The sequence below is a fragment of the Streptomyces spiralis genome, assembly GCF_014654675.1.
Taxonomy (GTDB): domain Bacteria; phylum Actinomycetota; class Actinomycetes; order Streptomycetales; family Streptomycetaceae; genus Streptomyces; species Streptomyces spiralis.
Genome location: NZ_BNBC01000004.1, coordinates 90,753 through 110,562, shown reverse-complemented (window position 1 = coordinate 110,562; position 19,810 = coordinate 90,753). Strand labels below are relative to the sequence as shown.

Below are 19,810 nucleotides of genomic sequence, written 5' to 3'. Positions count from 1 at the left end.
ATGCCAGTACTGGTGATCACGGGAACGGGCACGGAGGTCGGCAAGACGGTCACGACGGCGGCGGTCGCCGCGGCGGCCGTCGCGGCCGGCCGGTCCGTGGCCGTGCTCAAGGCGGCGCAGACCGGCGTGGGCCCGGACGAGCGCGGGGACGCGGCCGAGGTCGTGCGGCTCGCCGGACCGGTGACGGCGAGTGAGATCGCCCGCTACCCCGAGCCGTTGGCGCCCGGCACGGCCGCGCGCCGGGCCGGGCGGGCGCCGGTGCGTCCGCAGGAGGTCGCCGAGACCGCCGCGAAGCTGGCCACCGACCACGATCTGGTGCTGGTCGAGGGGGCGGGCGGTCTGCTCGTACGGTTCGACGAGGCGGGCGGCACGCTCGCCGACGCGGCGCAACTGCTGCGGGCCCCCGTCCTGGTCGTCGCCGCGGCCGGTCTGGGCACGCTGAACACCACCGAGCTGACGGCCCGGGAACTGCGCGGCCGGGGCCTGGACCTGCTGGGTGTGGTGATCGGCGGCTGGCCCGCCGAGCCCGACCTCGCCTCGCGCTGCAACGTGGCCGATCTGCCGCATGTGGCCGGTGCCCCGCTGCTCGGTGCCCTGCCCGACGGCGCCGGGGCCCTCACCCCCGCCGACTTCCGGACGGCCGCCCCGCGGTGGGTGGCGCCCCGCCTGAACGGCAGGTGGGACGCGGCGGCGTTCACACAGCGGGAGGCGCCGGCGCCGTTCGCCTGACGCGCGTGCGCGGCGGGCCCGTGAGGCTCGTGCGGGCGGGCTCGTGCGGGCAGGTGGGTGACGGCCCTTGCGGGCACGCGGGTGCGTGCGGTGGAGTCGTACGGAGGAGTACGGGGGACACTCCCCGTAGGCCCGTCGCGTCCGGGAGGTCGTCATGCCGCTGCGGTCCACCGACTCCGGCAAGGTGGCGCGGGACCCCGTGCACCATCCGCTGTTCGCCCGCTGCTACACGCGGATCAGCGTGGCCGCCGAGACCAGGATGGGGATGGCCGGGATCCGCGAGCGGCTGCTCGCCGGGCTGACCGGACGGGTGATCGAGATCGGCGCGGGCAACGGGCTGAACTTCGCCCACTACCCGGGCACCGTCTCGGAGGTCGTAGCGATCGAGCCGGAGCGCCTGCTGCGGCAGAAGGCAGTGGCGGCGGCCCTGCACACCGACGTCCCGGTCGATGTGGTGCCGGGCTGTGCGGAGGCGCTGCCGGTCAAGAGCGAGGGCTTCGACGCGGTGGTGCTCTCGCTGGTGCTGTGCAGTGTGCGCGATCTGCCGCGCGCCCTCGCCGAGGTGCGCCGGGTCCTGCGGCCGGGCGGCGAGGTGCGGTTCTTCGAGCACGGCACGGGCGGCGGCCCGGCGATGGAACTCGCCCAGCGCGTCCTGGACCGCACGGTGTGGCCGCTGCTGAGCGGTGGCTGCCATCTCTCCCGCGACCCGGTCGCCGCCCTGCGTCGGGCGGGGTTCGAACTCGGCCCCTACCGGAGGGTGATGATGCCGGAGACCGGGCCGGTCCTGCCCAGCTCGTACTGCTCGCTGGGCACCGCCTGGCGGCCGGTGACGGACGCGTCGCCCTCCGGCCACTGAGCGAACTGCTGTTCGCACGACCGGCTCACAGGCTCCTCTGGCGCAGCTCCCGCGCGATGTCCGCTTCGCCTTGCCCCGCCCGCCCCCGCCTGGGCGCCGAAGCGCCGGTCCCCGCAGGGCGCTGCCCCTGGACGGTGGGAGTCCCTGGATGGCGGGTGCCCCTTACACCGGAATCGGGGTGCCCACCCGAGGGTGGAGCCGGGGGTGGAGATCGGCTCGGCCCAACGGGGGATACCGGCTGCGCGCCCGGTCACACTACGCTCGACGGGGGACAAAGCAGTCATGAATCAGCACGTTCAGGGTCCACGGACCACCGAGGAGGGCGCCGTGTCCACACCTGTTCCGGTGCCGGGTCGGGCGTCGTCCGGTGGGATCGCGGCCCGCGCCCGCGGTCTGACGAAGGCGTACGGTTCAGGCGAGACCGCCGTGCTCGCGCTGGACGCGGTGGACGTCGACATCGCCCGCGGCCGTTTCACCGCGGTCATGGGCCCCTCCGGCTCCGGGAAGTCCACGCTCATGCACTGCCTGGCGGGTCTCGACACCGTCTCGGCCGGGCGCGTGTGGATCGGCGACACCGAGATCACGGGGCTCAGGGACCGCGAGCTGACCCGGCTGCGCCGGGACCGGATCGGGTTCATGTTCCAGTCGTTCAACCTGATCCCCACGCTGAACGCGCTCGAGAACATCACCCTGCCGATGGACATCGCGGGCCGCGGGCCCGACGCGGCATGGCTGGACCAGGTCATCGACACACTCGGGCTCAGGAACCGGCTCACCCACCGGCCCTCCGAGCTCTCCGGAGGCCAGCAGCAGCGCGTGGCCTGCGCGCGGGCGCTCGCCTCCCGGCCCGAACTGATCTTCGCGGACGAGCCCACCGGCAATCTCGACTCGCGCGCCGGCCTGGAGGTGCTCGGCTTCCTGCGGGACGCCGTCGACAACCTCGGCCAGACGGTCGTCATGGTGACCCACGACCCCGGGGCCGCCGCCCACTCCGACCTGGTGCTCTACCTCGCCGACGGACGCATCGTGGACGAGCGGGAGCACCCGACGGCGGAAGCCGTCCTGGAGCGCATGCGCCTGTTCGCCGGGGGCGCCACCCGGGCGGCGGGTCCCTCCCTCGGGACCCCGCTGCGCGGTGGGGACGGCACCGCCGTCGGGGAGGCCTGACCTAGGTGCTCAGGGCGACACTGCGCAGCTTCCTCGCGCACAAGGGGCGGCTGCTGCTCTCGGCGCTGGCGGTCGTGCTGTCCGTGGCCTTCGTCGCGGGCAGCCTGATCTTCTCCGACACCGTCAGCCGCACCTTCGACCGGTTGTTCGCCTCGACGGCGGCCGATGTCACGGTGGCGCCGAAGCAGGACCTGAGGTCGCCGGTGCGCACGGGCGCGGTGCAGACCGTGCCCGCCGCGCTCGCCCGGCGGGTGGCCCAGGTGCCGGGCGTCGCGGCGACCCAAGTGGACGCGACCGTCGAGAACGTGGTGGTGGTCGACAGAAGGAACGAACCGGTCGGCCCGACCACCGGCGCGCCCACCATCGCCCGCAACTGGGAGGTCACCGGCCGCAGCCCGGTGGAGCTGACCTCCGGTCACGCCCCGCACGGGGACGGCGAGGCACTCCTGGACGCCGACACCGCCCGGCACAAGCACGTGCGGATCGGGGATGTGCTGACGGTGCAGGCCCAGCCCGGCACGTTCCGGGTGCGGGTGGTCGGCATCGCCACGTTCACCACCACCAACCCGGGCGCGGCGCTGCTGTTCCTCGACACCCCGACCGCGCAGACCAAGCTGCTCGGCTCCACCTCCCGTGCGACCAGCATCTCCGTCGACGCGGCCGCGGGCGTCACCGACGACCAGCTCAAGCAGCGCGTGGCCGCGGCGGTCGGCACCGGGGCGTACGACGTGAAGACCGCCGGTGAGCAGGCCAAGTCGGCCGCCGCGAGCCTGGGCGAGTTCCTCAAGATCATCAAGTACGTGATGGTGGGCTTCGCCGGGATCGCGGTCCTCGTCGGGATCTTCCTGATCGTCAACACCTTCTCGATGCTGATCGCCCAGCGCACCCGGGAACTGGGCCTGTTGCGTGCCCTGGGCGCGGACCGGCGGCAGGTGCGGCGGTCGGTGCTGACCGAGGCGGTGCTGCTCGGCGTGGTGGCGTCCACGCTGGGTCTGGCGGCCGGCATCGGCCTCGCGGCCGGCCTCATCCGGCTCCTTGGTGTCTTCGGCATGAACCTCAGGACGACCGAGATGGTCATCGGGTGGGTCACCCCGGCCGCGGCCTACGTCGTCGGCGTCGGCGTCACGTTCGTGGCGGCCTATCTCCCGGCCCGCCGCGCCGCGGCCGTCTCCCCGATGGCGGCCCTGGTGGACGCCGAGGTGGCCGGGGTGGGTCGGCCGCTGCGGGTGCGTGCGGTGGTGGGCGCGGCCGTGGGGGCGGCCGGCGCGGCGGCGCTCGCGGGCTGCGCCGCCGCGAGCAGAACCGCGACCGCCGCCTCGCTGCTGGGAGTGGGCGTCGTCCTCACGCTGATCGCGACCGTGGTCGCCGGGCCGCTGCTGGTACGACCGCTGATCCGGGTGCTGGGCGGGGCCTTCCCGGCGGTGTTCGGGGCGGTCGGGCGGATGAGCCAGCGCAACGCCCTGCGCAATCCGCGGCGGACCGGCGCGACCGCCGCCGCACTGATGGTGGGGCTGGCCCTGGTCGGCGGTATGTCGGTGGCCAGCGCCTCCATGAGCCGCTCCTTCGACAACCAGATCGACAAGACGCTCGGCGCCGACTACATCGTGCAGAACCGCAGCTTCCTGCCCTTCCCGCAGGAGATCACGGAGACGGTGCGCCACACGCCGGGCGCGGGCACGGTCGTACGGCAGCGGCTGGCGGCGATCGCGGTACGGCTGCCCGACGGCAAGCGGGTGGAGACGGCGGCCTCCGGTTTCGACCGGCAGCTGGACGCGGTCGCCCACATCACGTACCGGGCGGGGAACACCGCGGCGGCGCTGGCCGACGGGCACCTGTCCATGGACGTCGACTTCGCCCGGAGGCATGGCGTGCGGCTGGGCAGCGTGCTGCCCGCCGAGTTCCAGGGCGGGCGCCGGGGCGAGCTGACCGTGGCGGCCCTGACCGACCAGGACCAGGCCGAGGGGTTCGGCCTGCAGGGCGGGCTGTACCTCGGCATCGGCACGCTGGAGAAGTACGTGCCCGGCACCGAGGACGCGGCCGTGTTCGTGAACGCCGCCCCCGGCACCAGCGCCGGCCAGCTGCGCTCCCGGCTGGAGCGGAACCTCGTCCCGTATCCGAACGTGCAGGTCCGTGACCAGGCGGACTACAAGAAGCTGGTGCACGACCAGATCGCGGTGCTGCTCTATCTCGTCTACGCGCTGCTCGGGCTGGCCATCGTCATCGCGGTGCTCGGCGTGGTCAACACCCTCGCGCTGTCGGTGGTGGAGCGCACGCGGGAGATCGGGCTGCTGCGGGCGATCGGGCTGGGCAGGCGGCAGCTGCGGCGGATGATCCGGCTGGAGTCGGTGGTGATCGCGGTCTTCGGCGCGGTGCTGGGGCTGGGGCTGGGCCTGGTGTGGGGCGTGTGCATCCAGCGGGTCCTGGCTTTGCAGGGCATGACCGCGCTGGCGATCCCTTGGGGCACGATCGTGGCGGTCGTGATCGGCTCGGCCGTCGTGGGGATCGTGGCGGCCCTGCTGCCGGCGCTGCGCGCGTCCCGTATGAATGTGCTGGCGGCGATCGCGCACGAGTGATGGAATCACCGCAGGTGCTCAAGTCGCCCGCAGCGGAGGAGAGTTCATGTCGCGTCCGTTCCGTTTCGGTGTCAATCTGCTCAGCCTCGCGCCTGCCCCGGAGTGGCGCGCCAAGTGCCGTCGGGCCGAGCAGCTCGGCTACGACGTACTCCTCGTCCCCGACCACCTCGGCTGGCCCGCGCCGTTCCCGGCGCTGGTGGCGGCCGCCGAGGCCACCGAGCGGCCCCGGCTTGGCACGTTCGTGCTCAACGCGGGCTTCTGGAACCCGGCGCTGCTGGCCCGCGAGGTGGCGACGACGGACTCGCTGACCAACGGCCGGCTGGAACTCGGGCTGGGCACCGGCTACGTACGGGCGGAGCACGAGACGGCCGGGCTGCCGTGGGGTTCGCCGGGCGAACGCGTCGATCACCTGCGGCGCACGGTGGAGGAGCTGAAGCGGCTGCTGGGCTCCGCCGAGCACCAGCCCCGGCCGGTGCAGGAGCCCGGGATTCCGCTGCTGGTCGGCGCCAACGGCGACCGGATGCTGCGGCTGACCGCCGAGCACGCGGACATCGCGGCCTTCACGGGCGCTCGATCGGTGCCGGGGAGCGCATCCGGGCAGCTGGAGCCGCTCACGGCCGAGGAGCTCGACGAGCGGGTGGCCCTGTACCGCAAGCTCGCGGCGGCCCGCCCGGAGCCGGCCGAACTCAATCTGCTCATCCAGCTGGTGGCCGTCACCGAGGACCCCGAGCCCGTGCTCCGGCCGATGCTGGAGCACCTGCCGCGGCTGACCGTGGAGCAGGCGCTGGCGCTGCCCGTCGTGCTGGTGGGCACCCTGGAGCAGATCGTCGAGCGGGTGCGGGCGCAGCGCGAGCGGTACGGCTTCACGTACCTGACCGTGCTGGAGCCGTACATGGAGGCGTTCGCGCCGGTGATGGAGGCGCTGCGGGGCGCCTAGGAGCATGGCGCGTGCAGGTGCATGGGTGCGCGCCGGCGCGCAGGTGTCCGGATGGCGGAATTCCGCGGCGCGCACATCGGCAGGTGATGGGATCGGCCCATGAGTGATCTGCGGATACGGGCCGCGGCGCCCGACGACCTCGATGCCGTGCTCGCTTTCTGGAAGGCGGCCGCGAAGGGCTCCAGCATCAGCGACGACCGGGACGGGGTGGAGCGGCTGGTCGCGCGGGACCCCGAGGCGCTGCTGCTGGCCGAGCGGGACGGCGAGCTGGTCGGCACGGTGATCGCGGGCTTCGACGGCTGGCGCTGCCATCTGTACCGGCTCGCGGTGCACCCCGGCCGACGGCGGCAGGGCATCGGCTCGGCCCTGCTGGCCGCCGCCGAGGAGCGGTTCGTACGGCTCGGCGGGCGGCGCGGCGACGCGATGGTGCTGACCGGCAACGAGACCGCGCACCACGCCTGGCGTGCGGCGGGCTACGCACCCGAGGAGCACTGGCGGCGCTGGGTGAAGCCGCTGACGGAGTGAGACGTCCAAGGCTTCTTTGCTCATCCTTTACCCTTGGAGGAGCACTCGGTCCTCTATGAAAGGTTGTGAGCGTCCGCCCATGGGCGAGCCTCCCAGTACGCGGCCCCACCGCCGCGCGATCCCCCTGGTCCTGCCCGAGGATGAGAAGGGGGTGACCCGATGACCGAAGTGCTCCTCCTGCTCGTGTCGGTGCTGCTGTGCGTGGCCTGCGGTGCCTTCGTGGCCGCCGAGTTCTCGCTGACCACCGTCGAGCGCAATGCCCTGGAGCGGGCGGCCGAGCGCGGTGAGCGGGGCGCCCCCGGTGCCCTCAAGGCCGTTCGGAACCTGACGTTCCAGCTCTCCGGGGCCCAGCTCGGCATCACCGTCACCAACCTGGTGGTCGGCATGCTCGCCGAGCCCTCGATCGCCGAGCTCATCGCGGGACCGCTCCAGAAGCTGGGGATATCGAGGTCCACGGCGACCTCGCTGGCGCTGGTGCTGGGCACGGCGCTGTCGACGGTCTTCCTGATGGTGGTCGGCGAGCTGGTGCCAAAGAACTGGGCGATCTCCTCGCCGCTGGCGGTGGCCCGGCGGGTGGGCACCCCGCAGCGCTGGTTCAGCGCCGCCTTCCGCCCCTTCATCACCCATCTCAACAACACGGCGAACCGTGTGGTGCGCCGGCTCGGTGTGGAGCCCGCCGAGGAGCTCGCCTCCGCGCGCGGCCCCCAGGAGCTGGCGGCGCTGGCCCGGCACTCCGCCAAACAGGGCGCCCTGGAGCCCGACACGGCCGAGCTGTTCGTGCGCACGCTCAACCTCGCCGACCTGACCGCGGAGAACGTGATGACGCCACGCGTCCAGGTCGTCGCCCTGGACGCGCAGGCCACCTGCGAGGACGTGGCCAACGTGACGCGGGCGACCGGGCTGTCCCGCTTCCCGGTCTACCGCGGCAGCCTCGACGCGGTGGTGGGCACCGCCCACGTCAAGGACGTACTGGCCGTGCCCGCCCATCGGCGGATGCGCCTGAAGGTCTCGGAGATCATGCGCGAGCCGATGTTCGTCCCCGAGTCGCTGACCGTCGACCGGCTCCTCGACCGGCTCTCGGGCAGGCGCACGATGGCGGTCGTCATCGACGAGTACGGGGGCACGGCCGGCGTGGCCACGCTGGAGGACATCGTCGAGGAGGTCGTCGGCGAGGTCCGCGACGAGCACGACCCACACGAGACGCCCGACCTCGCCCCGGCGGGCGCCGACGCCGACGGCCGCGGCCTGTACTCGGCCGACGGCTCCGCCCGCATCGACCAGCTGGCGCGCGTCGGACTGCGCGTCCCGGACGGCCCGTACGAGACGCTCGCCGGCCTGGTCGCCGCCGAGCTGGGCCGGATCCCGGAGAACGGCGACGTGCTGCACGTCGCCGGCTGGCGGCTGGAGGTGGTGGACGCGAGCGGACGCCGCGCCGCCCGCGTGCTGCTGCACGCGCCCCTGAACGACGAGACCGGGCCGCCCCTGCGGCACGACCACCACCTGAGCGACGGAAAGAGGGCCGGCCGGTGACCGCCGTACAGATTCTGATCGGTCTGGCGACCCTGGTCGTCAACGCCTTCTTCGTGGGGGCCGAGTTCGCGCTGATCTCGGTGCGCCGCAGCCAGGTCGAACCGTACGCCGAGGCGGGCGACCGGCGGGCGAAGAGCGTGCTGTGGGGCCTGGAGCACGTGTCCGCGCTGCTCGCGGCGGCACAGCTCGGCATCACCCTGTGCACGCTGGTCCTCGGTGTGGTCGCCGAGCCCGCGATCGCGCATCTGCTGGAGCCGGTGTTCCACGCGGTGGGCGTGCCGGTGAGCGCGGGGCACGCGGTGTCGTTCGTGATCGCGCTGGCACTGGCGACGTATCTGCACATGCTGCTGGGCGAGATGGTGCCGAAGAACGTCGCCCTCGCCGAGCCGGTACGCAGCGCGCTGCTGCTCGGCCCGCCGCTGGTCGCGCTGTCCCGCGCGCTGCGCCCGGTGATCTTCACGGTGAACACGTTCGCGAACGCCCTGCTCAAGCTGTTGCGGGTGGAGGCCAAGAACGAGGTCTCGGCGACCTTCACGGACCGGGAGCTGGCCGAGATCGTCAAGGACGCCAGCCAGGCCGGCCTCATCGACGACCGTGCGCAGGAGCGGCTGCACGACGCCCTGGAGCTCGGCAGCCGGCCCGTGCGCGACGTGGTGCTCCCGCTGGAGCGGGTCGTCTACGCGCGCCTCGGGGTCACCCCGGAGCAGCTGGAGCGGCTGTCGGCCGAGTCCGGGTTCTCGCGCTTCCCGGTGGTCGACGAGCAGCGCCGGATCATCGGCTATCTGCACGTCAAGGACGCGCTGGACGCCTCGCCGAGCACCGAGCCGTTCCGGCTGCGGGACATGCGTCCCATCGCCCGGGTCCGGGAGGGGACGCCGCTGGACGACGTGCTCACCGCGATGCGGGGCAGCCGTACGCATCTGGCGGCCGTGCTGGGCGCGGACGGACGGCTGGGGGGCCTGGTGACGATGGAGGACGTGCTGCGGGAGCTGTTCGGCCAGCCGGTGTGAGGGAAGCGGTTCGGTCGGCCCTGTGCGGGACGACCCGGAGTGCCGCGGGGCGCGGGGCCGGCCCGCAGTCGAACCGACCGCTTGGTATGCGTGCGGGGCCACGGGATACGATCCCTCACGCCATGCAGACGAATCCCACACACACCAGCCTGGTCGCCGTCGGCGACTCGTTCACCGAGGGCATGTCGGACCTGCTGCCCGACGGCTCCTACCGGGGCTGGGCCGACCTCCTGGCGGCACGGATGGCCGCCCGCACGCCCGGCTTCCGGTACGCCAACCTCGCCGTGCGCGGAAAGCTCATCGGGCAGATCGTCGACGAGCAGATCGAGGTCGCGGCGGCCATGCGGGCCGACGTGGTGACGCTGGTGGGCGGGCTCAACGACACCCTGCGTCCCAAGTGCGACATGGACAGGGTGCGCGGCCTGCTGACGGAGGCGGTGGAACGGCTGGCGCCGTCGTGCGGGCAGCTGGTGCTCATGCGCAGCCCCGGCCGGCAGGGACCGGTCCTGGAGCGCTTCCGGCCGCGCATGGAGGCGCTGTACGCCTGCATCGACGAGCTCGCCGAGAAGCACGGGGCCGTGGTTGTCGACCTGTACGGCGCGCCCTCGCTGGGCGACCCGCGGCTGTGGGACGTGGACCGTCTGCACCTGACGGCCGAGGGTCACCGCCGGGTCGCGGAGGCCGTCTGGCAGACGCTCGGCTACGAGCCCGAGGACCCCGAGTGGCGCACGCCGATGCCCGCGACCGCGCCGCCGGGCTGGATCACCCGCCGGGTCGCGGACGCCCGCTTCGCCCGGCAGCACCTGCTGCCCTGGATAGGCCGCCGCCTGACCGGCCGCTCCTCCGGCGACGGCCGCCCGCCGAAGCGGCCCGAGCTGGTGCCCTACGTGGGCGGCCTGGGGCAACCGGCGGCCGAAGCCGAGCTCTCGTAGCTTCCGACGAACACCCCCGTGGCGCTGGCCTGCATGAATCGCCAGTAGAATCGGTGCACGTGACTGCTGCGCCCGCAAAGCCCCGTATCCCGAACGTCCTCGCCGGACGCTACGCCTCCGCCGAGCTCGCCACGCTCTGGTCGCCCGAGCAGAAGGTGAGGCTGGAGCGGCAGCTCTGGCTCGCCGTGCTGCGCGCCCAGAAGGACCTCGGGATCGAGGTGCCGGACGCGGCGATCGCCGACTACGAGCGCGTCCTCGACACCGTCGACCTGGCCTCCATCGCCGAGCGCGAGAAGGTCACGCGGCACGACGTGAAGGCGCGGATCGAGGAGTTCAACGCTCTCGCCGGGCACGAGCACGTGCACAAGGGCATGACCTCCCGCGACCTGACGGAGAACGTCGAGCAGCTGCAGATCCGGCTCTCGCTGGAGCTGATGCGCGACCGCACGGTGGCCGTGCTGGCGCGCCTGGGCAAGCTGGCCGCGGAGTACGGCGAGCTGGTCATGGCCGGCCGCTCCCACAACGTGGCCGCGCAGGCCACCACCCTCGGCAAGCGGTTCGCCACCGCGGCCGACGAGCTGCTGGTGGCGCACGGACGGGTCGAGGAGCTGCTGGGCCGCTACCCGCTGCGCGGCATCAAGGGTCCGGTCGGCACCGCGCAGGACATGCTGGACCTGCTGGGCGGGGACGCGGCCAAGCTCGCCGATCTTGAGGGGCGCATCGCGGGGCACCTGGGCTTCTCGCAGGCCTTCACCTCCGTCGGCCAGGTCTACCCGCGCTCCCTGGACTACGAGGTCGTCACCGCGCTGGTGCAGCTGGCGGCGGCCCCCTCCTCGCTGGCCAAGACGATCCGGCTGATGGCCGGGCACGAGCTGGTCACCGAGGGCTTCAAGCCGGGCCAGGTCGGCTCCTCGGCGATGCCGCACAAGATGAACACGCGGTCCTGTGAGCGCGTCAACGGCCTGATGGTGATCCTGCGCGGCTACGCCTCGATGACCGGCGAACTGGCGGGCGACCAGTGGAACGAGGGCGACGTGTCCTGCTCGGTGGTGCGCCGAGTGGCCCTTCCGGACGCGTTCTTCGCGCTGGACGGCCTGCTGGAGACGTTCCTGACGGTGCTCGACGAGTTCGGCGCCTTCCCCGCGGTGATCGCCCGGGAGCTGGACCGCTATCTGCCGTTCCTGGCGACGACCAAGGTGCTGATGGGCGCCGTGCGGGCCGGCGTCGGCCGCGAGGTCGCCCACGAGGCGATCAAGGAGAATGCCGTCGCCACCGCGCTCGCGATGCGCGAGCAGGGCGCCGAGCGCAACGAGCTGCTCGACAAGCTCGCTGCGGACGACCGCCTCCCGCTCGACCGCGCGCGTCTGGAGGCCCTGATGGCCGACAAGCTGTCCTTCACCGGCGCGGCCGCCGACCAGGTCGGCACGGTCGTCGGTCGCATCGAGGAGATCGTCAAGCAGCACCCGGAGGCCGCGGCCTACACCCCGGGAGCCATCCTCTGACCCGCTTCGCCCCGGCAGACCTCGAGGCAGCCCGCGACCGCCTGGTGCCGGACGTGGTCGCGGACGGCCTGAGCGTGCTGTTCTGCGGCATCAATCCCGGTCTGATGACGGCCGCGACGGGCCATCACTTCGCGCGGCCCGGGAACCGCTTCTGGCCGGTGCTGCACCGGTCGGGGTTCACGCCGAGGCGGCTGAAGCCCTCGGAACAGGACGAACTGCTGTCGTACGGGCTCGGCATCACGAACGTGGTGGCCCGGCCCACGGCACGCGCCGACGAACTGACGGCAGAGGAGTACCGGGAGGGCGGACGGCTGCTGGCCCTGAAGGTGGCGCGGCTGCGGCCTCGGTGGCTCGCCGTGGTCGGCGTCACCGCGTACCGGGCGGCCTTCGGCGACCGCAAGGCCCAAGTGGGGCCTCAGGAACGGACGATCGGTGCCACACGGGTGTGGGTCCTGCCCAATCCGAGCGGGCTGAACGCGCACTGGACCGCGGAGACGATGGCGGAGGAGTTCGCACGACTGCGGGTGGCGGCGGAGACCGCCTAGGACCGGCCGGGGCGCACCTGGACCGGCCGGGCGGTCATGGCGGGTCCGTGTCGGTGACGACCGCGAGCAGCTGGAACGGCAGCTCCCTGTCCCACTGGGAGACACCGAGGGCCATCCACCGGCCCGTCTCCTGCTCCCTCCAGAGCCGGACGTTCGGCACATGCCCGCTCAGCGAGGCCCACGGCTCCGGCAGGTCCTCCCCCTCCACCGTCCGGTGGAGCACGCTGTACAGGCTGATCTCCCGGGGCGGCCCCCAACGCTCCGTCAGCCGCTCTTCCAGCCCGTCCCGGTCGTACTCGTACTGCTCCTCCGTCTCCTCCCGCAGGGTGCCGTCGTCCTCCCAGAAGCCGTCGCTCGTCTCCAACTCGGCTATCGAGTAGCCGGGTCCGGCCGTGCCGACGTCCGTTCTGACCGGCTCGGCGGGGAACGCCCCGGTACGCAGCCGGTCGATCACGGCGAGAGCCTTCGCGATGTCCATGGCTCCCAGTAAACCGGCCGCCACTGACAATTGGCGGCGCGTCAGAATCCGGGTGGTGCAGGCACCTGAGGGAGGCGTCTCGGGGACCGCGGACGGCAGACACCCGTAGAAGGGCGGAGCGAGACGACTGCGGCCTGCCGGCCAAAAAGCACACACCCGCACGCGCGGGCCCGGCGACTTCGACCGATCCAGCACAGACCCGAACACGCGGCCCGAGACCCCGCGAACCGGGGACCCGGCGGCGGCGCGAACCCCCGCAGGCCAGGCGTCGGCCGAGGCGCGCCGAGGCCCGCATCGGCGGCCCGGTGTCCCGGCACTCGCTGGTCCGGGCCGTGCCGAGTACGATCCGGCCAACACGCGCACGAGCTGGGAGGACGGACGGTGGGGCGGCTTACCGGCGGGGATCCCTCGCTGCTGCGAAGGATCAATTCCGCGGTGGTGCTGCACGCGCTGCGCGCCACGGACTGCGCGACGCTCACGGAGATCACCCGGGTGACCGGGCTGTCCCGGCCGACGGTCGAGGGCGTCGTCGAGGACCTCATCGGGGCGGGCCTGGTCGTCGAGACGGCGGCCGAGGAGGGCGCCACCCGGCGTCAGGGACGGCCCGCGCGGCGGTTCCGGTTCCGGGCCGAGGCCGGGCATCTGCTCGGCCTGGAGATCGGCGCCCACCGGGTCGCCGCGCTGCTGTCCGACCTGGACGGCCGGGTGCTCGGCGCCCAGGCGAAGGACGTGGACGAGACGGCCGACGCGGACGAGCGCCTGGAGCGGCTGCGCACCGCGGTCGCCGAGCTGCTGCGCCGTGCCGGTGTCCCGCGCAGCTCCCTGCGGGCCGTGGGGGTCGGCACGCCGGGGATCGTCGAGGCGGGCGGCATCGTACGGCTGGGCACCGCGCTGCCCGGGTGGACGGGGCTGCACCTGGGCGAACGACTGAGCCGCTCCTTCAAGTGCCCGGTGCTGGTCGAGAACGACGCCAACGCGGCGGCGGTCGCCGAGCACTGGAAGGGCGCGGCCACCGAGTCCGACGACGTGGTCTTCGTGCTGGCCGGGCTGAGCCCGGGCGCGGGTTCGCTGATCGGCGGCCGGCTGCACCGCGGGTTCGGCGGGGGGGCAGGTGAGATCGGCGCGCTGCACCTGCTGGGCCGCGAGGAGACCCCGGAGACTCTGCTGTCGACCACGGACCAGCCCCTGCACCCGCTGGACGAGCAGGCGGTGGCGGCCGTGTTCGCGCTGGCCCGCGAGGGCGACCGGCGGGCCCTGGAGGCCGTGGACCGCTTCATCCAGCGGCTCGTCCACGACGTGGCGGCACTGGTGCTGGCGCTGGATCCGGAGCTGGTGGTCATCGGCGGCTGGGCGGCCGGTCTGGACGGCGTCCTGGAGCCGCTGCGCCGCGAGCTGGCGCGCTACTGCCTGCGGACGCCGGAGGTCACCCTGTCGATGCTCGGCGAGGCGGCCGTGGCGACGGGCGCCCTGCGGCTCGCCCTCGACCACGTCGAGGAGCAGTTGTTCGCGGTGGAGGGCACGGTGACCGGCCGCCGCTGAGCCGGGACGGTGACGGCCCGCCGGTGAGCCGGCACGATGACGGCCCGCTGCTGAGCTGGGGCGCGGTGACGGCCCGCCGGTGAGCCGGCACGATGACGGCCCGCCGCCGAGCGCCGCCCCCAAGGCGCCCGGCGCGGCGGTTCTCAGCCGGCGGTGGTCACGAGGCGCGGCGCTCCGGGCCGTGGTCGATCTCCACGCCGCCGGACTCCTTGAAGGTCAGCCGGCAGGTGTCGGCGCGGTAGGTCGCCACGGAGAGGGCGGCGGTGCGGCCCCCGGCGAGGAAGCGCGACGTGACGACGAGGACGGGCGCGCCGGGCAGCCTGTCCAGCTCCTTGGCGTCGTCCGCGCGGGCGGAGCCGAGTTCGACGGCGCGGTCCTGGCCCTCCAGGTCCAGGTGCTGCAGCTCGCGCAGCACGGCACGCGCGCGTGCCGGACCGGACGGCGCGTCGATCGCGGTCAGATCGGGCACCGACGACGCGGGGATGTACAGCAGCTCGGCCGCGACCGGCTGGCCGTGGCTCATCCGGGAGCGGCGCACGATGTGCACGGGCTCGTCGCGGCCGGTCTCCAGGGCGTCGGCGACGGCCGCCGGCGGCACCGCCTCCGCGCAGTCCACGGGCTGCCACGCGTCACCGGCCGCGCCCGGCCAGGCCTGTTCCTCGGTGCCGACGGCCACGCCCACGCGCGGCGGCGCGACGGTCGTGCCGACGCCGCGGCGGCGCTGCAGCCGGCCCTCGAGCTCCAGCTGTTCCAGGGCCTGGCGGAGCGTGGCCCGGGCGACGCCGAAGCGGGCGGCCAGGTCCCGCTCGTTGGGCAGGATCTCACCGACCGAGAACTCGGAGTCCAGTGCCTCACTGAGCACGGTCTTGAGGTGCCAGTACTTCGGCTCCGGCACCGATTCCAGCTGCGTGGTCCCCACCCTGTCCTCCGCGATCGCCCTGGTCCGGCGGCTTTTAGCGCCCTTGTTTATTAAAGGTTGTTGTACTTATCTGCGACCATAGGGCCGCCCCCACCCTTGGTCAATACCAATCCTCGGCCCGGTGCCGGACGCACGGCCGGCGCGCCGCACAGGGTTCACACGGCGTTCGCACAGGGGTGTGTCGGCGGCAGCGGTGGCATCACGGCGAAGCCCCCGCCGTACGGGCGGGGGCTTCGCCGTGGGTGATCGCGGCCGGGCGCCTCAGGCGGCGGCCAGGAGCCGGAGCTTGTCCGGGTTGCGGATGATGTAGACGGCATGGATGTGTCCGCCGGCGACGTCCACCTGGAAGACGCTGTCGGGCCTGCCCCCGGACAGGACGAGCACGGCGGGGCCGCCGTTGAGCTCCAGCAGGCGGAAGGCCACGTCCGCGACGCCCTTCTCGGCCGCGCCGACCAGGAAGCGGCCGACCTTGCCGGCGCCCTCCAGGACCCGCAGCGGCGCCCTGGACTTGCCTCCGCTGTCGCCGACCAGGCGGACGTCGGGCGCCAGCAGCGCCATCAGGCCCGCCAGGTCGCCGCCGGCCGCGGCGGCCAGGAACCGCTCGGTGAGGTCGCGCCGCTGGACGGGATCGACCTCGTAGCGCGGACGCCGCTCCTCGACATGCCTGCGGGCCCGCCCGGCGAGCTGGCGCACCGCCGCCTCGCCCCGGTCGAGCAGGGCGCCGATCTCCGCGTACGGATAGCCGAACGCCTCCCTGAGGACGAACACCGCGCGTTCGAGCGGTGAGAGCGACTCGAGGACGACCAGCACGGCGAGCGATACGGAGTCGGCGAGCACGGCCCGCTGCTCCGCGTCCTGGGCGGTGCCCGCGACGTCGGTCGCCAGGGGCTCCGGCAGCCAGGGGCCGACGTACGACTCGCCCCGCGCCTTGATCTGGCGGAGCCGGTCCATGGCGAGACGCGTGGTGACGCGCACGAGGTAGGCGCGCGGCTCGCGCACCGCGGCCCGGTCGGCACCGGACCAGCGCAGCCATGCCTCCTGGACCACGTCCTCCGCGTCCGCCACCCGCCCGAGCATGCGATAGGCCACGCCCATGAGGACGGGACGGTGCTCTTCGAAGAGGTCCGTCTCCGGGTCTGTCTCCGTTTCGGTGGTCACCGCACCATCCCAGCCGACACCCGCGGCCGTGTCCAGACGGACACCGTGTGCGGGGCGGCGCTGCCCGACGGGCCGCCCAGGACGACGGCGAGAAAGGCTCCTTCCCGGGGCTACCGGCCAGTAGCAATTGCTGACAAGCTGTCTACCCGGCGTTCGCCGACGATTCGCCCACCGAGGAGCCCCCATGGCCGCCACCGTCTCCTTCAAGGTCCCCTCCCCGCACGGCCCGCGGACCGTGACCCTGTCCTACGCGCGCGTGGGCAGCGGCGAGCCGCTGCTCCTGCTGCACGGCATCGGTCACCACCGGCAGGCCTGGGACCCGGTGGTCCATCTCCTGGCGGCCGAGCGCGACGTGATCAACGTGGACCTGCCCGGTTTCGGAGCCTCCCCGGCCCTGCCCGAGGGGCTGCGTCACGACCTGCCGACGATGAACGCCGCCATCGGCGCGCTGTGCGAGACCCTGGAGATAGACCGCCCCCATGTGGCGGGCAACTCCCTGGGCGGCCTGCTGGCCCTGGAGTTGGGCCGCGAGAAGCTCGCGCGGTCCGTCACCGCACTCTCCCCGGCCGGCTTCTGGACGCAGGCCGAGCGGCGCTACGCCTTCGGTGTGCTGCAGGCGATGCGGGCCGTCGCGCGGCGGACTCCGCTGCCGCTGGTCGAACAACTGGCGCGGACGGCTGCCGGGCGCACCGTCCTGACGAGCACCATCTACGCGCGGCCGGGCCGTCGTTCACCCGAGGCCGTGGTCGCCGAGACGCTCGCCCTGGCGCAGGCCACCGGCTTCGAACAGACCCTCCGCGCGGGCGTCGACGTCCAGTTCACCGACGACGTCCCCGGGATACCGGTCACCGTGGCCTGGGGCACCAGGGACCGGCTGCTGGTCCGCCGGCAGGGGGTGCGTGCCAAGCAGATGATCCCGCGCGCCCGGCTGGTGCGGCTGCCCGGCTGCGGACACGTCCCGATGAACGACGACCCGGCGCTCGTCGCGCGCGTGCTCCTCGACGGCAGCCGCTGACCGCCGCCCGGCACGTTCCAACGCCCCCGATCCCAGGGCGACTCCCGTGCCCACCAGGGCGCTGCCCACGGCCTGGGCGACCCCGTAGGAGCCGGTGCCGACGAGGGGCGCGGTGCAGGCGGCCGCGACCGGGATCAGGCCGGAGAAGAGCGTGGCGCGCTCGGCGCCGATCCGCTGCATGCCCATGTACCAGCACACGAAGCCGACGACGGTGACGACGGCCGCCTGCCACAGCAGCGCGACGGCCTCGTCCGTGTCGGGACGCCGGAGCCAGGCGGTGCCGTCGAGGCAGATCCCCGCGACCGCCGCCTCCAGGGACGCGACGCCGCACACCACGGCCGACAGCAGCCGCGGCCCGAGCGGGCGCAGCACGGGAGTGGCGAGGACCGCGAAGCCCACCTCGCCGGCCAGCGCGCACGCGGAGAAGGCGATGCCGGTGCCGTCGGTGCGGCCCCATCCCTGCACCGTGAACGCCCCGGCGGCCACCAGCCACGCCCCGTACAGGACGACCCGTCGCGGCCGGCGCCCTTCCAGCACCGGTACGAGCACCGCCACGACCACGGGGGCGCAGCCGACGAAGACCCCCGGCACCGCCGGTTCCGCGGTGCGCTCGGCGGCCAGCACCGCCAGGTTGAAGCCGACCATGCCCACCGCCGCGAGCAGCGCGAGCCGGACCCAATGCCGGGGCCCCAGCCGGCGCAGCCGCGCGGCCGCTCCCCGCCGGGCCAAGGGCAGGAGCAGCAGACAGGCCAGGCCGTAGCGCAGGAACTGGCCGCCGGCGTACGGGTAGTGGCCGAGGACGCTGTTGGCTGTGAAGGACCCTCCGACGAGGACGCAGGCGAGCGCGGCGAGCAGGGCGCCGCGCGAGGCGGTGGCGTTCATGCCGGCGACGCTACGGAGCACGGCGGCCCGGTTTAAGGTCCACTTCCATGACGTCATCGGGGACCAATCCGGGCGGACCGGCCGGCTCCGCCGCCTGGGAACTGCTGCTGCCGGCCGCGTCGGCACCGGCACGCGCGCGTGGCCGCTCGCTGCAGGCCGCACTGCGCGAGGCCGTCCGTTCGGGCCGGCTGGCCCCGGGCACCCGGCTGCCCTCCAGCAGGGACCTCGCGGCGGACCTCGGCGTGTCGCGGGGGCTGATCACGGAGGCGTACGAACAGCTGGTGGCGGAGGGATATCTGCGCAGCGGGCGGGGCGCGGGGACATGGGTGGGTGGTGCCGTGCGGGCGGCGCTCCCGCGCGCGCGGGACCTCGCCCCCGGCTCCCCCGGTGCCCGTGTGGGCTTCGTGCCGGGCACGCCCGACCTGTCGCTGTTCCCGCGGGCCGCCTGGACGGCCGCGCACCGCTCCGTGCTCGCCGACCTCCCGCACCACGATCTCGGCTATCCCGACCCGCGCGGGCTGCCCCGGCTGCGTACCGCGCTGGCCGAACTGCTCGCCCGCCGCCGGGGCGTGGTCGCGGACCCGGAGCGGATCGTGGTCGTCTCGGGGGTGACGCAGGCGACGACGCTGCTCGGTTTCGTGCTGCACGCGCGCGGGATTCGCACCGTCGGCGTGGAGGACCCGGGCAGCCCCCAGCACAGCGCCCTGTACGTGTCGGCCGGCATCGGCACCGTTCCGATTCCGCTGGACGCCGAGGGCCCGGACCTCGGGCCGCTGCGCCGGTCCGGCGTACGGGCCCTGGTGACCACGCCGGCCCACCAGTTCCCGACCGGCATCGCCTGCTCCGCCCGCCGGCGCGCCGAACTGCTGGACTGGGCACGGTCGGTGGACGGGATCGTCCTCGAGGACGACTACGACGGCGACTTCCGCTACGACCGCGCCCCCGTGGGCGCCCTCCAGGGCCTCGACCCGGAGCACGTGGTCTACGCGGGGTCCGTCAGCAAGTCCCTCGCGCCCGGGCTCCGGCTGGGCTGGATGATCGTGCCCGACTCGCTGGCCGACGACGTCGTCGAGCGCAAGCGGACCATGGACCTCGGTCATCCGACCGTCGAGCAGGCGTTGTTCGCGCACTTCGTCGAACGGGGCGACTACGACCGGCAGCTGCGCCGCTGCCAGCGCGCCTACCGGGAACGCCGGGACGCGCTCGTCGGCGCCCTTCGCGAGCACTTCCCCGGTGTGCGGCTGTCCGGGATCGCGGCGGGCCTGCATCTGATCGCCGACCTGCCGGGACGGTACGGCCCGGAGGACCGGTTCCTCGCGCGCACGGGCGCGGCCGGGGTCTCCGTGCGCACGCTGGCGGCGTACACGCACGCGCGTGCCGGTGGCCCGGGCGGGGACCACGGCACGGAGGAGGCGGGCGGCGGCGTACGGCTGGTCCTGGGCTACGCGCACCTGTCGCCGGCGCGGATCCACAAGGGTGTACGGCTGATGCGGGAGGCGGTCGGCGGGTGACC

Annotated in this window: 17 protein-coding genes and 1 pseudogene; 14 read left to right on the top strand and 4 right to left on the bottom strand. The window is 73.8% G+C overall.

Annotated features, from left to right (window positions below; genetic code table 11):
• The 11 genes from bioD (at position 1) to mug (ending at position 12,306) form a co-directional block, all read left to right on the top strand.
• Entirely contained in the window at positions 1-729 is a 729-nt protein-coding gene (bioD, locus tag IE318_RS06340) for a dethiobiotin synthase (RefSeq protein ID WP_189897395.1), read from the top strand.
• Between the two features lie 154 nt (positions 730-883).
• On the top strand, positions 884-1,585 hold the full coding sequence (locus IE318_RS06335; protein WP_030178080.1) for a class I SAM-dependent methyltransferase: 702 nt from the start codon (positions 884-886) through the stop codon (positions 1,583-1,585).
• 282 nt (positions 1,586-1,867) lie between these two features.
• Positions 1,868-2,752, top strand: coding sequence for an ABC transporter ATP-binding protein (locus IE318_RS06330; protein WP_229903375.1), 885 nt, complete (start codon positions 1,868-1,870; stop codon positions 2,750-2,752).
• Between the two features lie 5 nt (positions 2,753-2,757).
• Positions 2,758-5,325: an ABC transporter permease gene (locus IE318_RS06325; RefSeq protein WP_189897391.1), complete on the top strand. Its 2,568-nt coding sequence runs from the start codon at positions 2,758-2,760 to the stop codon at positions 5,323-5,325.
• A gap of 46 nt (positions 5,326-5,371) precedes the next feature.
• Positions 5,372-6,262: an LLM class F420-dependent oxidoreductase gene (locus IE318_RS06320; RefSeq protein ID WP_189897389.1), complete on the top strand. Its 891-nt coding sequence runs from the start codon at positions 5,372-5,374 to the stop codon at positions 6,260-6,262.
• Positions 6,263-6,361: 99 nt separating this feature from the next.
• Positions 6,362-6,787 carry a GNAT family N-acetyltransferase gene (locus tag IE318_RS06315; RefSeq protein ID WP_189897386.1) on the top strand — a complete coding sequence of 142 codons (426 nt, stop codon included), beginning with the start codon at positions 6,362-6,364 and terminating at the stop codon, positions 6,785-6,787.
• A gap of 159 nt (positions 6,788-6,946) precedes the next feature.
• The gene (locus IE318_RS06310; RefSeq protein WP_189897383.1) at positions 6,947-8,317 is read left to right on the top strand and encodes a hemolysin family protein; all 1,371 of its coding nucleotides are present in this window, start codon (positions 6,947-6,949) and stop codon (positions 8,315-8,317) included.
• Entirely contained in the window at positions 8,314-9,327 is a 1,014-nt protein-coding gene (locus IE318_RS06305) for a hemolysin family protein (RefSeq protein ID WP_189897372.1), read from the top strand. Before IE318_RS06310 ends, IE318_RS06305 begins: the two co-directional genes overlap by 4 nt.
• Before the next feature lie 122 nt (positions 9,328-9,449).
• Positions 9,450-10,259 (top strand): SGNH/GDSL hydrolase family protein, encoded by an 810-nt coding sequence (locus IE318_RS06300; protein WP_030178092.1) that lies wholly within the window; start codon positions 9,450-9,452, stop codon positions 10,257-10,259.
• A 59-nt stretch (positions 10,260-10,318) separates the two neighbouring features.
• Positions 10,319-11,761: an adenylosuccinate lyase gene (purB, locus tag IE318_RS06295; RefSeq protein ID WP_189897370.1), complete on the top strand. Its 1,443-nt coding sequence runs from the start codon at positions 10,319-10,321 to the stop codon at positions 11,759-11,761.
• A complete protein-coding gene (gene mug / locus IE318_RS06290) occupies positions 11,758-12,306 on the top strand; it encodes a G/U mismatch-specific DNA glycosylase (RefSeq protein ID WP_189897703.1) in 549 nt (182 codons plus the stop codon). The genes purB and mug overlap by 4 nt, the downstream gene beginning before the upstream one ends.
• 34 nt (positions 12,307-12,340) lie before the next feature.
• Here mug and IE318_RS06285 read toward each other — a convergent pair whose 3' ends face one another.
• Positions 12,341-12,784, bottom strand: a complete 444-nt coding sequence (locus IE318_RS06285) for a hypothetical protein (RefSeq protein ID WP_189897366.1) — start codon at positions 12,782-12,784, stop codon at positions 12,341-12,343.
• Between the two features lie 381 nt (positions 12,785-13,165).
• Here IE318_RS06285 and IE318_RS06280 point away from each other — a divergent pair, with 381 nt between their 5' ends.
• A complete protein-coding gene (locus IE318_RS06280) occupies positions 13,166-14,323 on the top strand; it encodes an ROK family transcriptional regulator (RefSeq protein ID WP_030178098.1) in 1,158 nt (385 codons plus the stop codon).
• Between the two features lie 157 nt (positions 14,324-14,480).
• Here the strand turns inward: IE318_RS06280 and IE318_RS06275 are convergent, their stop codons facing one another.
• Entirely contained in the window at positions 14,481-15,242 is a 762-nt protein-coding gene (locus IE318_RS06275; protein WP_189897364.1) for a GntR family transcriptional regulator, read from the bottom strand.
• A gap of 261 nt (positions 15,243-15,503) precedes the next feature.
• Positions 15,504-16,400, bottom strand: coding sequence for an RNA polymerase sigma-70 factor (locus IE318_RS06270; protein WP_189897362.1), 897 nt, complete (start codon positions 16,398-16,400; stop codon positions 15,504-15,506).
• Positions 16,401-16,584: 184 nt separating this feature from the next.
• Between IE318_RS06270 and IE318_RS06265 the strand changes: the two genes are divergently transcribed.
• A complete protein-coding gene (locus tag IE318_RS06265) occupies positions 16,585-17,415 on the top strand; it encodes an alpha/beta fold hydrolase (protein ID WP_189897360.1) in 831 nt (276 codons plus the stop codon).
• A 93-nt stretch (positions 17,416-17,508) separates the two neighbouring features.
• Here the strand turns inward: IE318_RS06265 and IE318_RS06260 are convergent.
• Positions 17,509-18,297, bottom strand: a pseudogene (locus IE318_RS06260) (EamA family transporter); the annotation flags it as partial.
• A 47-nt stretch (positions 18,298-18,344) separates the two neighbouring features.
• Here IE318_RS06260 and pdxR point away from each other — a divergent pair.
• Positions 18,345-19,808 (top strand): MocR-like pyridoxine biosynthesis transcription factor PdxR, encoded by a 1,464-nt coding sequence (pdxR, locus tag IE318_RS06255; protein ID WP_189897358.1) that lies wholly within the window; start codon positions 18,345-18,347, stop codon positions 19,806-19,808.
• The last annotated feature ends 2 nt before the right edge of the window (positions 19,809-19,810 follow it).